This is a genomic window from Ruegeria sp. HKCCA6707 (assembly GCF_013033515.1).
Taxonomy (GTDB): Bacteria; Pseudomonadota; Alphaproteobacteria; order Rhodobacterales; family Rhodobacteraceae; genus Ruegeria.
Genome location: NZ_WQEG01000017.1, coordinates 17,281 through 30,115, shown reverse-complemented (window position 1 = coordinate 30,115; position 12,835 = coordinate 17,281). Strand labels below are relative to the sequence as shown.

Genomic DNA, 12,835 nt, shown 5'->3' with positions numbered 1-12,835 from the left:
ACACTCCATCTTTGCTCTCAAAGTGAAGTGTTGCGGCGATCCATTGAGACCGCCGCTCAAAGCGGACGATTGACGTCGTCTCACATGCGCAGAATGGGTCAGCCGGGCGGTTCGTCCGGTACGCGGACAAAGCCGCCACAATTAATTAGCCGAAAACGGGTAATGCGCGATTATCGAGCTTATGTGTCGGAATCACACCAAACCTTAACGAAATGGGACCAGCGTCCAGATAAAGTTTGATGGCTTAAGGCGGTCTTTCTAGCGTCGGAGGATGAGAATTTTTGTTCTCATTTATTTGAGGTTGTTCTTGACCACAATTCGAATTGCCCGAGAGGGATGTATGCGGAGGATCGTCTTAACCGTTAGTATGCTTGTTCTGTTGGCTGCTTGTGCTGTCTCAAGACCCTTGGAAGCGTCTCGTGAGCAATTTGCAGCCTCCGCTGCCTATGTTCCTGAGGGCCCACCCAAGTTGACGCTATTCACAGTGATAAGCAACAATAGTGAAAGCGGCGGTCACACGGCACTCATGGTGAGCGGATCGCAGCAGGTCATTTTTGATCCCGCAGGCTCGTTCAAGCATTTTGAAATAGTAGAACGCGGTGACGTGCTCTACGGCATGACCCCCGCTTGGGTGGCTGCATATAAAAGCGCCCATGCGCGCAGCACTCATCATATCGTAAGCCAGGAGATTGTTGTTTCCCCCGCTCAGGCAGAACTCGCGCTGGAGTTGGTAACCAACAACGGTTCTGTATTAGGGGCGTTCTGCGCGCGATCGACATCTTCAATACTACGGCAGATTCCTGGTTTTACGGATGTGGAAGTGACGTTTTTTCCTGTCAATCTGATGAAACAGATTGCCCGGAGGCCTGACGTTACAACGGATCGCTACTACGAAAACGATATTGGCGATGTATCCGATGGTATCGTTAGCCCGCAGGTGACACTGGTGCAGGCTACACAACGAGGCGAATGATGGTATCTGATTTCATTGAAAGAGCGAGCAGGTTTGTCGCCGAAGCAGAACTCGTTTTTGTATCGTAAATTGAACACATCACGGACCTACCAGATGTAATGGTCAAGCAACGGTTTTCGGAGCTCAGAGCCGTTATTCGTGGAAATCAGGTCATCTAGAGAGAACTTATCAATACGTGATGCCGTGCTACATAAGCTTTCCTCACTTCGACCGGTGGCCGTAGCGTAATCCTCAATCCCTCCATCACCGCTTTGTAGGGCCTTCCAAAAAACTTGGTCGCCTCGGCCTCGGAGAACCCGGCGATCTGGGTGGCTTCCATCCAGGCGCTGATCTTGTCGGCTTTCTTGATCTGACGTTTTACTGTTTTTGGCACCTCGGCGGGCAGACCAAAACGGATGTGGATGGCGGCGGCCAGGCGGTCGTCGAGCGCGCCATAGTCGGGACCGACGGCGGATTTGACCGGTGAGATCATATCGCCGATCACATATTCGGGGGCGTCGTGTAACAAGGCCGCCAGCCGCCATTTAACCGGCGCGTTTGGTGCGATACGGCCAAACAGTTCTTCAACCAATAAGGAGTGTTCGGCCACGGAATATGCAAAATCTCCGCCCGTTTGCCCGTTCCATCGGGCCACAAATGCCAGGCCATGCGCGATATCTTCGATCTCGATATCCACCGGGGTTGGGTCCAGCAGATCCAGCCGGCGGCCCGATAACATTCGTTGCCACGCCCTGGGTTGTGTTGCCATTATACCATGCCCTTCAAGTGCCCCCGCGCGGATCGCGCAATTTTGTGCTAAGATTTACCTATTCGGATCACCCGCTGCCAACGATTTCTTGAGCTTTCGTGCTTTGAATCGATCCAAGGTGGTCCCGACATAGACATCAAGGGGGGCGCCAAGCCCTTCGTGGTGTGCCCCTCTCGAACCGTAAACGCGTATCGAAAGGAGCATGTTATGTTTAAGCGTTTGTTTGGAATTGCCCTGGCCTTTGGAATGGCTGCCACAGCCCCGCCTGCCTTTGCACAGCAGAATTGCGCACAGCGGGATCAGGTGATCGCCAAGTTGCAGGACAGCTACTCGGAACAACTGGCCTTTGGCGGATTGCAGAAATCGCGCGGGGCGCAATCGGTGATGGAGGTTTGGACCTCTCAGGAAACGGGAAGTTATACCGTTTTGGTGACCCACGCGAATGGGATCAGCTGCATTGTTTCGGTTGGCACCGATTTTTTCGAAGCCATACCCAAAATCAAGGTAGAAGGCACACCAAGCTGATATTGGCAACATAAGTTCCCGTTTCCGGCCATCTGCGTTGCCACGTCCCGAAAGGGATGCTAGGGGCAAACCGGATTAACCTTTACCGGAATGGAGTACCTGATGGCCGGGGACTATATCGTCAAAGACATTTCACTGGCCGAGTTCGGCCGTAAAGAACTTGATATCGCTGAAACCGAAATGCCGGGCCTGATGGCGTTGCGCGCAGAGTACGGTGAAAGCAAGCCTTTGTCAGGCGCGCGGATCGTTGGATCCCTGCACATGACCATCCAGACCGCTGTTCTGATTGAAACATTGGTCGCGCTGGGCGCGGATGTGCGCTGGGCGTCGTGTAACATCTTCTCAACCCAGGATCACGCAGCAGCTGCGATTGCAGCCGCAGGTATTCCGGTCTTTGCGATCAAGGGTCAGACGCTGGAAGAGCATTGGGATTATCTGGACAAATCCTTCCTGTTCGACGACGGCCCGAACATGATCCTGGACGATGGTGGCGACGCCACGCTCTATATCTTGCTGGGCGCACGGGCCGAGGCGGGTGAGGACATCATCCCTGTTCCGGGCTCGGAAGAGGAAGAGGTGATCAAGAAGCAGATCGCCAAGCGTATGGCTGCCAGCCCCGGTTGGTTCACCAAAATGCGCGACCAAATCCAGGGCGTGTCCGAAGAAACTACCACCGGCGTGAACCGCCTGTATCAGCTGGTGAAAGACGGCCATCTGCCGTTCCCGGCGATCAACGTGAATGACTCGGTGACCAAGTCGAAGTTCGACAACAAATACGGCTGTAAGGAATCGCTGGTCGACGGTATCCGCCGCGCCACCGACACGATGATGGCCGGTAAAGTTGCTGTGGTCTGCGGCTATGGAGACGTAGGCAAAGGCTCTGCCGCGTCGCTGCGCGGTGCCGGTGCCCGAGTGAAAGTGACCGAAGTGGACCCGATTTGTGCGCTGCAAGCTGCGATGGACGGGTTCGAGGTCACGCTGCTGGAGGATGAGGTCGACAGCGCCGATATCTTTATCACCACCACAGGCAACAAGGACGTGATCCGCATCGAGCATATGCGCGCGATGAAGGACATGGCCATCGTCGGCAACATTGGTCACTTCGACAACGAAATTCAGGTGGCTAGCCTGAAGAACCACAAATGGACCAACATCAAGGAACAGGTGGACATGATCGAGATGCCTTCGGGCAACCGTATCATCCTGCTGTCTGAAGGTCGCCTGCTGAACCTGGGCAACGCCACAGGTCACCCGTCTTTTGTGATGTCGGCCTCGTTTACCAACCAGGTTCTGGCGCAGATCGAACTGTTCACCAAAGGCGATCAGTACGAAAACAAGGTCTATATCCTGCCCAAACATCTGGATGAAAAGGTCGCCCGCCTGCATCTGGACCGCATTGGCGTGAAACTGACCCAGATGGACAGCGATCAGGCGGCTTACATCGGTGTGAAACCGGAAGGTCCGTACAAGCCGGAACACTACCGCTATTAAGCCTGTTCCAGCATGAATGAACATCCAAGACGCCGCCGAATTCTGATTTTGGCGGCGTCTTTTGTTTTCCGACTTGCGGTTGTTGCCATCCTGTTGGGCGGCGGTGGATGGTGGCTGTTGGCGCATCCGGAAACGCCGGTGCCAGCCCATTGGAATCCGCTACGCCCTTTGTCGGTGACCGCGCCCGTCACGCCGATCACAAAGTACCAGTTGAACCGCGCGCTGGCGGATGAGGCGCAGTGCCGAGCCTCACTGTCGGACGCAGGCGTTGTGTTTGACGCGATGGAGGACCTGGTTGTTGATGAAAACTGCGGCATCTCAGGTCGAGGGTTGCTGTCAAATCTGATGACCTCACGCATTGCTCCGGTAGAAACCAGCTGTACCACCACCCTGCGCCTTACCATGTGGGAGCACCACGTAGTGCAACCTGCAGCGCGCGAGATTTTGGACACTGAAATCACGCGGCTGAGGCATTTGGGCAGCTATAACTGTCGTCGCATGCGTACCGCCCAGGGTGAAAACAGCGGATGGAGCAGCCATGCCCGAGCTGATGCGATCGATATCATTGGTGTGGACACCGCCGATGGGCGCAGCCTGACGCTGTTGCAAGACTGGCCCGGCGACACCCCGGAATCCGCTTTTCTAAGGCGCATTTGGAAAGGGGGCTGCAGCTGGTTCCGTGTTGTTCTTGGCCCTGATTTCAACCGGTTACATGCTGATCACTTCCACCTGCAGGGTCCAGGTTGGGGATATTGCAGATAGCCTATCCAGCAGGATTTTGCTTGAGTCTGTCCAAGGGGGAGGATTCGCGGATTTTTTTCCTTTTGGGAATTTCACGATCACGGATAGGCTTCGCGCCATCGGCGAAGACATCCGCCTAATTGGGATTAAGGAGACTGGGACATGGGCAAGCGCGACGAACTGATCGCAAAATACGCAGAAGATCTGAAAGACAAATGTGGGATGGACCCCGATATGGACCTGCTGACCAAGGTTACAATCGGTTGCGGTCCGGCGATCTATGACGCGGATGCGGCCACAGTTGCCGCCAGCCAGGACTCCGAGTTGGAAACGGTCAAGAACAACTTTCTGATCAAGAAACTTGGATTGGCAGATGGCCCGGAGTTGATGGAAGGCATCAACAAGGCAATGGAAACCTACGGCATGTCCGAGCGCAATAAATACCGCGCCGTTGTCTACTACATGCTCACCAAGCATTTCGGCAAAGAATCCGTCTACAGCTGATTTTCTGCTCGGTACTGGACGCCCGTCGTAATTCGGCGGGCGCTTTGCATTTGATTTGTAATTTAAAAACTTAGCCTTTGAAATTCTGCGCGCAAATGGGCTAGGTTCAGTTCGTGACCAGTACGGTCAGAACCAGATATTTCCATACGCGTGTGGTGAGTAGGGAGCACGCGGGGGTAGGGAAGGTTCTGATCCGTCAGGGCCTTCCCTTTCATTTACCGAAACTCGTTCACCAGCCGGGTGACGAATTGTTCGATGCTGCGGGACGGGTTGCGTGTGCGTCCTCCGCCCTGACCTTCCAGATAGACTTCGATATGCCCCGGCTGCGTCTTTGACGCTGCATTGGTGAAGTCGCGCGCGATTCCCCCCAACGCTTCTGCAGCAAGCCCGGCCCGTTTGGCGTCAGCCTGATGATAGAACCGCACCTGTGTCTGTTTCACGGAATATCCGACCAGTGCGGACGCGACGATTTCGGCTTGTCCACCTTTGAGTGCGTCCAACGCGTCTGCGCTTATGTCCGATGACACTCCAGCAGGTACAAACACGGAAACCGCGACGTCAATGAAGGGCTTTGGTGGCTCGGAAACAGACAAATCCGGACCATGCTGGGGATCCTCGGTTGACGAATAGGCCGGTTCATCAATGGACATGACCAAGGCCTCTATCGCGGCTTGCATTTCGGGTTCCGGAATAACCGGTGTTGCAAGTTGCGGGAAGCCTTCAGGTGGCTGGTCCATTTCCAAACTTGGGGCCGGCAAAGACGCGTCAGACTTTTCGACAGAAAGTGCGATCTCTGGAGTATCATCATCCAGCGGATCGACACCTGTAACGGAAGGATTCTTCGGTTCCAAAACCGAAGTCTGAATTGCGGAAACGTGGGCGATTGCAGTCGGTGATTCCACTACCGATTCTCGGGAATCGACCGCGCTAAGCTCCTGGGATTCGGCCCATCCCGCGATGAGTTTCGTTGCGGACCATTGCAGGAACGCACCGCACAAAACCGCACCCAAGACGATCAATGACATACGGTTGATCGCCCAAGTTTTCGCTTTTGTAGCGACCTGATCAGCATGGGCATATTTGTAGACAACACGTTCAAGCCGCGAGCTTCCGCGAGCGGGCGCAGACTGCTCTTCAAGCGGCTCGCTCAGGAATTCAGTTTTATTTTCAGAGGTTTGCGATACATCTGCCTGTGCCAAGGCTTCGGCGCGTTGTTGGCGCGCGATCTCTAACCGCGCCTCCCAGCTTTTGGAGGTCAGTTCGGCAACAATCTCTTCCGTTGCTTCAACGCTGTCTTGATCGTCAGACACAGGTTTACGCTTTCGAAATGACCAGCACGCACTCGAACACCACAGAAAGATTCGCGGTCACGCAAACAAAAGCCCACAAACCCCCACCAGGCGTAGCTTGTGGAAACATAGCATTTTTAAGAGCTTTTGAGAAGAAATGCCCGGGTCGGGCAGGCTGAAGTCAGTCTGGTTTGGTATCACCCAGCGCGCAAACCACCTGCCATTCCTGATCAGTCACCGGCTGCACAGACAGCCGAGAGTTCTTGACCAGCACCATCTCGGCCAGGCGTTCATCTGCCTTGATCTGATCCAGGGTCACTGGCTTCTCAAAGGCGCGCACGGCCTTGATATCGACGCATTCCCAGCGGTCATCATCTGTGGTGCTGTCGGGATGCGCCTCGGCACAGACCTCAACGATGCCAACCACCGCTTTTTCCGTCTGAGAGTGATAAAAGAACCCGCGATCACCGACCGCCATCTGCCGCATGAAGTTGCGGGCCTGATAGTTGCGCACACCGTCCCATTCTTCACCGGTCTCACCCTTGGCAACCTGCTGATCCCAGCTCCAGGTCGACGGTTCGGATTTGAACAACCAATAGGCCATTAGCCGACGACCTTTTTCCAGGGGATCAACTCGACCGATTGGAACAATCCGGCTTTGGCATAGGGGTCATTGTCGGCCCAGGTCTGCGCGGCGGCCAGATCAGCGACGTCGAGAATGATCAAAGAGCCGATCATGGCGTCGCCGTCCAGCAACGGCCCGGCCTGCGAGACAACACCCGTTTCCTCGATATAGGCCAGGTGCGCCGCACGATTGTCCAGCCGGGTTTGCAGCGCGCCGTCTTTGTCGCGCGCGATCAGGGCGATCAGCATGTTATTCCTCCTTCAGGGGTCGATTGAGCAGCCATTGGATGGCTTCAGCGACACTGTATGCGCCACTGCTGAGTTCCGCCACCGTTGTCGTGATCGGCATGTCCAGACCTTCGGCTTTGGCGATCTCGGCCACTGCCTCGGCGGTGGCCACACCTTCGACTGTTGTGTTGATGTCAAACGCTTCGCCACGGCCCAGCGCCAGACCAAAGCGGTAGTTCCGCGACAGCTCGGAAGAGCAGGTCAGAACCATGTCTCCCAACCCCGACAAACCCATCAGGGTCTCGGCCCGCGCACCGCGTAAAAGCGCAAAACGCTGCATCTCGGCAAAACCACGGGTCATCAGGGCCGCGCGTGCGCTTTCACCCATTCCGTCGCCGATACAAGCGCCGCACCCGATGGCCATAACGTTCTTGAGTGCTCCACCCAGTTCGGCACCTAAAGTGTCTGTAGTGCGATAAAGGCGCAGGTTAGCGGTGGTCAGTTCGGATTGCAGCGCTGTGCACAGAGCGTTATCGGCGCAGGCGAGTGTCAGCGCAGTGGGCAATCCGCGGGCAATGTCATCGGCAAAGCTGGGGCCGGTCAAAAGCGCAGGACGCGCCGTCGGGATTACGTCGGAAATCACCGCTATCGGTCCAAGCCCGGTCGATAGTTCTATCCCCTTACAGCAGGCCACCAAAGTTTTGTCGGCCAAAACCTGGGCATGATCCTGCAAAGCGGCGCGTAACTTCTGCATGGGGACCGAGACGAGCAGCGTATCGCTTTCAGCCGCAAAGGCGATGTCAGATGTCACGGTGATCCCGTCCGGCAACGTGACATCCGGAAGCCGCGCAGCGTTCTTGCGCCCGTCCTGCATCAACAGGGCGTGTTCGGGGTCGCGCGCCCACAAGGTCACCGGCCCATTCCGGGCCAGTGAAATCGCCAGAGCTGTACCAAACGCACCTGCGCCCAGAACCGACACGCTCATGCTTTGGCCCCCTTTTTGCCGCTGCCGAGCATCGCCGGGCTGGTCTGGTCCAAAGGCCAACGCGGTCGCGCGGTCAGATCCAGACCGTCGCGTGCGCCATTGCGAAACCGTTCAAGCCCCGCATAGGCGATCATGGCAGCGTTATCAGTACACAGCGCCAGTGGAGGTGCCGTGAATCGAGTGCCTTTTTCACTGCAAACAGTCTCTAACGCGTCGCGAATGGCCGAATTGGCCGCCACACCGCCCGCGACCGCAATCACTGGGTGAGCTGGGTCATACTCCAGATACAGATCAATCGCGCGCCCCGTTTTCTCGGCCAGAGTGTCCACGACCGCTTGCTGAAACCCGGCACAAAGATCGGCGCGGTCCTGACGGGTCAGGCCACCCTTTTCCGCAACGATCTGATCACGCATCCGCAACAACGCCGTCTTCAGCCCCGAGAAAGACAGATCACAACCGGGCCTGTCCAGCAGCGGACGGGGAAAGCGAAACCTCTTGGGATCGCCTGACCGTGCCTCGGCCTCGACCGAAGGCCCGCCGGGTTGTGGCAGGCCCAACAGGCGCGCGGTTTTGTCAAAGGCCTCTCCGGGCGCGTCGTCGATGGTGCCGCCCAGTCGGGTAAAATCCTCGGGCCCATGCGCAACCAGATATTGGCAGTGCCCGCCCGAGACCAGTAACATCAGGTAAGGATATGCAATCCCGTCGGTCAGACGCGGTGTCAGGGCGTGGCCTGCCAGATGGTTCACTCCGACCAAGGGCAGGCCGGTGGCTGCGCTGATCCCCTTGGCGCACATCACGCCAGACATCACGCCGCCAATCAGGCCGGGGCCTGCGGTGACCGCAATGGCGTCCATATCCTGCAAGGACAGGCCCGCGGTCTCCAAGGCCTGTATCACGCAAGTATCCAGCTTTTCAGCATGGGCCCGCGCCGCGATTTCGGGGACAACACCGCCAAAGGCGCTGTGTAGTTCGGTCTGCCCATAGACAATCGAAGACAGGATCTGCACCGGTTCACCGTCAGATTGGCGCACCACGGCGGCAGCGGAGTCATCGCAGCTGCTCTCCAATCCCAAAACGGTAAGTGTTTGCACCATCGGTCCAATCCGTTGCATCATGATTGCACAGCGGGGTATCACCCTGCGTGGACGCAAACAATCCTCAAGGCCAAGGCGCCAGACGTTGTATTTGTTGATGACCCGCCCTCGCGCCGCCTCTACCAGGTTTGTCGCGCAGCTTTCGACGCGCACCCGGTCCCGCGTTACGGTCATTCATTCGCCTTTGTTGGAAATCCGACCCTTGAATGTTTCGGTGGAAATCGCAGGCACTCAAGGGCTGATCTTTTCCTCGGCCAATGCAGTCAACGCAGCGGTGTCCCTTGGTATTCCGCGTCAGTTTCCGGCCTATTGCGTCGGGCCTTCAACCACGGCGACGGCCCAAGGTGCAGGCTGGAACGCAGTAATGGCCGGGTCTACAGCCGAGGAACTGGTGGCAAGCTTGCTGCAAGACCGCCCCGATAGCCCGCTTTTGCATCTGCGGGGCGAGCATACGCGTGGAAACATCGCCGAGCGTTTGACCGAGCTAGGTCTAACCACGCGCGAGGTACCAATTTATCAACAGCGCCTGCTGCCTCTAACGGTTGAGGCCATTGCGGCGTCACGGGGTCAGATGCCGATCATCGCCCCGATATTCTCACCCCGCACGGCGCGACAATTTGCCGATGTCTGGACGGGGACGGCCCCGCTATGGCTGGCAGCCATCAGCGAAGCGGCCGCCGAGCCGCTTTATTCATTGGACTATGCACGTTTGAAAATCGCAAAACAGCCGACGCCCAAGAAAATGCAGAAAGCCGTTAAAAAGCTTGTGAAACATGCGATGCGGGTTGAGGGTGCGCCGGGGGCAGTCTAACTTGTTTCTGTCTGTAGTTCTGGTGTTTTGGGAATCGATAAGGGGAATTTGACAGTGGCCAGGAAAAAGAAATCCGATCAGGACCCTGTAGAAGACCCCAAGGTTGAGATCGAGTCCTCCGAGGCTGATGCAGAGTCGACATCGGACGCTGAAAGCCTTGACGCAGACCAGCCAATAGAAGAAGCGACTTCCGAAGCCGAAGCCGAAGCCGAAGCCGAAGCCGAAGCCGAAGCCGAAGCCGAAGCCGAAGCCGAAACGGCGGCTGAAGTGACCGAAGCAGCTCCGGTCGAAGAAAAGATCGTCGAACGCACGGTTGAAAAGCGGGGTGGGTTTGTTCCGGCGCTCCTTGGTGGTGCAGTAGCTGCAGCGGTTGGGCTTTGGGCCGGCAGCAGCGGGTTGATCTCATCAAACGGAGCGGACAACTCCGAAGCATTGACGGCGTTGGAAGCCAAGCTGACGGACCAAGCGACGCAGATCGAGAATTTGACCAAAGCCCTGGCTGACGGACCGGATACATCCGCTTTGACCGGCCAGATCACAGCGTTGAGCGACAAGCTTGCACCGATTGAAACCGATGTGGGTTCGGTAAAGTCCAGCCTCGAAGCGCTGAGTGGTCAGATCGACCCGCTTGCCGACCGCCTGGCTGAATTGGAAAAGCGCCCGATAACAGAAGGGGCCTCTGCCGAAGCTGTGGCGGCTTATGAAGCAGAGCTGAAGAAGCTTCAGGATTCGCTGGCTACCCAACGCGCTGAGGTTGAGAAAATGGTCTCGGACGCGCAAGCGCTTGAGGCAAAGGCTGCTGCCGAAGCGCGCGCGGCCACAAACACGGCCATTCTGACCCGACTGCAGGGGCGGTTGGACTCAGGCCAAAGCTACGAAGATCTTGTGACTGAGTTGCAGGCCGGTGGTCTGACTGTTCCGGATGCACTGACCACATCTGCCCAAAGCGGCGTAGCCACGTTGGCCGCGTTGCGGACATCGTTCGAACCCGCTGCACGTACTGCTCTGGCGAATGCGCGCGACGCGGACAAGGGCACCGGGCTCGTCGCGTTTCTGCAGCGCCAGACGGGGGCGCGATCTGTCACACCGCAGGACGGTGATGACCCGGATGCGATCCTGTCTCGTGCTCAGGCCGCTTTGGCGGGCGGCGATATCGAAACCGCACTGACCGAGCTCAAAGCCCTGCCGGATGCGGCAAAGGCTGCGCTGTCAGATTGGGAGAAAAGCGCCCAGACCCGTCTATCCGCGCTGGATGCCGCGCAGGCGCTTGGCGCCAGCGTAAACTCGAATTGAAGGACCTGCCATGCTGTGGTCATTGTTAAAGATCCTTGTTTTTGTTGCGATTATCGGCCTCCTGGCTGTTGGCGCCGGGTTCCTTATGGAAACCAGCGGTGGCGTTCAGATCACCGTTGCGGGCACTGAATATACGCTCAGCCTGTTGCAATCGGTCATTGCGCTGGGCGTGTTGGTGGTTCTGGTCTGGCTGTTCTTCAAACTGCTCAGCCTGCTGATCGCCACGTTGAAATTCCTCAACGGTGATGAAACCGCCCTGTCGCGCTATTTCGATCGCAACCGCGAGCAAAAGGGCTATCAGGCGCTGGCCGATGGGCTGATGGCATTAGCCTCGGGCGAAGGGCGCGCGGCCATGTCCAAAGCGAACCACGCCGAAAAACTGCTGAACAAACCGGAACTGACCAACCTTCTGGTGGCGCAAGCAGCGGAAATGACCGGTGACACTAAAAAGGCGTCTGAAACCTATAAGAAACTGGTGACCAATAATGCGACGCGTTTTGTTGGTGTGCGCGGCATCATGAAACAGAAGCTGGCCGAAGGCGACGACGATACCGCCCGCAAACTGGCCGAGAAAGCTCTGGCCCTGAAACCGCGCCACGAGGAAACGCAGGACGTTCTGTTGAACCTGCAGACCAAGGCGCAGGATTGGGCGGGTGCGCGCTCGACCCTGACGGCAAAGCTAAAAGCAGGGTATTTGCCGCGCGATGTGTTCAAGCGGCGCGATGCGGTCCTGGCCTTGTCCGAGGCCAAAGACCTGTTGGACGAAGATGCTACCATCGAACAGCAGGAACGCGCGATTGAGGCCAACCGCCTGTCGCCGGATCTGGTGCCAGCGGCTGCGATGGCCGCGCGCGCGCATATCAAAAAGGGCAAGGCCCGCGCCGCGACCAAGATCCTGAAAAAAGCATGGGAGGTTCAGCCGCATCCAGAGCTGGCCCATGCCTTTGCCGAGATCGAACCCGACGAAACCCCGCATCAGAGGATCAAGCGCTTTACCGCTCTGACCCGTGTGCATCCTGAAAATATGGAAACCCGTCTGATCCTGGCCGAGCTGAACATCGTCGCCGAAGACTTCCCCGAGGCGCGTCGCGCGCTGGGGGATGTGGTGGAAAACAAGGGAGATGCCCGCGCGTTCACCCTGATGGCCGCCATTGAAAGGGGCGAGGGCGCATCAGATGCCGTTGTGCAGGGATGGCTCGCTCGTGCCCTGAACGCGCCACGCGGTCCGCAATGGGTTTGCGACAATTGCCATGACATTCAAGCCGAATGGGCACCCGTCTGCCCGAATTGCGGCAGTTTCGATACGCTCAGCTGGCAAACACCGCAAACCCCCGAGATCGCCAGCGCGACCGGAGTTCACATGCTGCCGCTGATCGTTGGCGCGCTGGAGGACAAGACCGAAGCCGAGGAAACGGAAGAGGTTGACGACGCGATCGATGTTGAGGCTGACCCGGTGGAAGAAACGGTTGAAGGTGCTATCGAAGACAGCACTGAGCCTGCGGTCGAAAAACAGGCTTGATCAGACTCGT

The 12,835-nt window shown here is 57.3% G+C and carries 14 protein-coding genes; 8 read left to right on the top strand and 6 right to left on the bottom strand.

The features are described 5' to 3' along the window. The first annotated feature begins 367 nt into the window (after nt 1-367). Nucleotides 368-973 (top strand): hypothetical protein, encoded by a 606-nt coding sequence (locus tag GOW40_RS21290; RefSeq protein WP_254444538.1) that lies wholly within the window; start codon nt 368-370, stop codon nt 971-973. A 154-nt stretch (nt 974-1,127) separates the two neighbouring features. Here the strand turns inward: GOW40_RS21290 and GOW40_RS21285 are convergent, their stop codons facing one another. Beyond that, the gene (locus GOW40_RS21285; RefSeq protein WP_171133816.1) at nt 1,128-1,721 is read right to left on the bottom strand and encodes an HD domain-containing protein; all 594 of its coding nucleotides are present in this window, start codon (nt 1,719-1,721) and stop codon (nt 1,128-1,130) included. Between the two features lie 207 nt (nt 1,722-1,928). On the opposite strand from GOW40_RS21285, the gene GOW40_RS21280 reads away from it, so the two are divergent. From GOW40_RS21280 to GOW40_RS21265, 4 genes are all read left to right on the top strand, one after another. Next, entirely contained in the window at nt 1,929-2,246 is a 318-nt protein-coding gene (locus tag GOW40_RS21280) for a hypothetical protein (RefSeq protein WP_171133817.1), read from the top strand. Between the two features lie 102 nt (nt 2,247-2,348). Continuing rightward, entirely contained in the window at nt 2,349-3,737 is a 1,389-nt protein-coding gene (ahcY, locus tag GOW40_RS21275) for an adenosylhomocysteinase (RefSeq protein ID WP_171133818.1), read from the top strand. Nucleotides 3,738-3,749: 12 nt separating this feature from the next. Then, on the top strand, nt 3,750-4,499 hold the full coding sequence (locus GOW40_RS21270) for an extensin family protein (RefSeq protein ID WP_171133819.1): 750 nt from the start codon (nt 3,750-3,752) through the stop codon (nt 4,497-4,499). 141 nt (nt 4,500-4,640) lie between these two features. Then, nucleotides 4,641-4,982, top strand: coding sequence for a DUF2853 family protein (locus GOW40_RS21265; RefSeq protein ID WP_171097326.1), 342 nt, complete (start codon nt 4,641-4,643; stop codon nt 4,980-4,982). 215 nt (nt 4,983-5,197) lie between these two features. Here the strand turns inward: GOW40_RS21265 and GOW40_RS21260 are convergent, their stop codons facing one another. From GOW40_RS21260 to tsaD, 5 genes are all read right to left on the bottom strand, one after another. After that, nucleotides 5,198-6,292, bottom strand: a complete 1,095-nt coding sequence (locus GOW40_RS21260) for a hypothetical protein (protein ID WP_171133820.1) — start codon at nt 6,290-6,292, stop codon at nt 5,198-5,200. A 160-nt stretch (nt 6,293-6,452) separates the two neighbouring features. Beyond that, nucleotides 6,453-6,875, bottom strand: a complete 423-nt coding sequence (locus tag GOW40_RS21255; protein WP_171133821.1) for an EVE domain-containing protein — start codon at nt 6,873-6,875, stop codon at nt 6,453-6,455. Next, nucleotides 6,875-7,144 (bottom strand): YciI family protein, encoded by a 270-nt coding sequence (locus GOW40_RS21250; RefSeq protein ID WP_171133822.1) that lies wholly within the window; start codon nt 7,142-7,144, stop codon nt 6,875-6,877. Before GOW40_RS21250 ends, GOW40_RS21255 begins: the two co-directional genes overlap by 1 nt. 1 nt (nt 7,145) lies before the next feature. Beyond that, a complete protein-coding gene (locus GOW40_RS21245) occupies nt 7,146-8,108 on the bottom strand; it encodes an NAD(P)H-dependent glycerol-3-phosphate dehydrogenase (RefSeq protein WP_171133823.1) in 963 nt (320 codons plus the stop codon). After that, complete coding sequence (gene tsaD / locus GOW40_RS21240; RefSeq protein ID WP_171133824.1) at nt 8,105-9,202, bottom strand: tRNA (adenosine(37)-N6)-threonylcarbamoyltransferase complex transferase subunit TsaD; 1,098 nt, start codon at nt 9,200-9,202, stop codon at nt 8,105-8,107. The genes GOW40_RS21245 and tsaD overlap by 4 nt, the downstream gene beginning before the upstream one ends. Nucleotides 9,203-9,299: 97 nt before the next feature. Between tsaD and GOW40_RS21235 the strand changes: the two genes are divergently transcribed. Genes GOW40_RS21235 through GOW40_RS21225 form a run of 3 tightly spaced genes read left to right on the top strand, consistent with a single transcriptional unit; the run spans nt 9,300 to nt 12,825 of the window. Then, the gene (locus GOW40_RS21235) at nt 9,300-10,013 is read left to right on the top strand and encodes a uroporphyrinogen-III synthase (RefSeq protein ID WP_171133825.1); all 714 of its coding nucleotides are present in this window, start codon (nt 9,300-9,302) and stop codon (nt 10,011-10,013) included. Nucleotides 10,014-10,067: 54 nt separating this feature from the next. Then, nucleotides 10,068-11,306, top strand: a complete 1,239-nt coding sequence (locus tag GOW40_RS21230) for a COG4223 family protein (protein WP_171231153.1) — start codon at nt 10,068-10,070, stop codon at nt 11,304-11,306. 10 nt (nt 11,307-11,316) lie between these two features. Further along, entirely contained in the window at nt 11,317-12,825 is a 1,509-nt protein-coding gene (locus GOW40_RS21225; protein ID WP_171133827.1) for a heme biosynthesis protein HemY, read from the top strand. Nucleotides 12,826-12,835 lie beyond the last annotated feature (10 nt).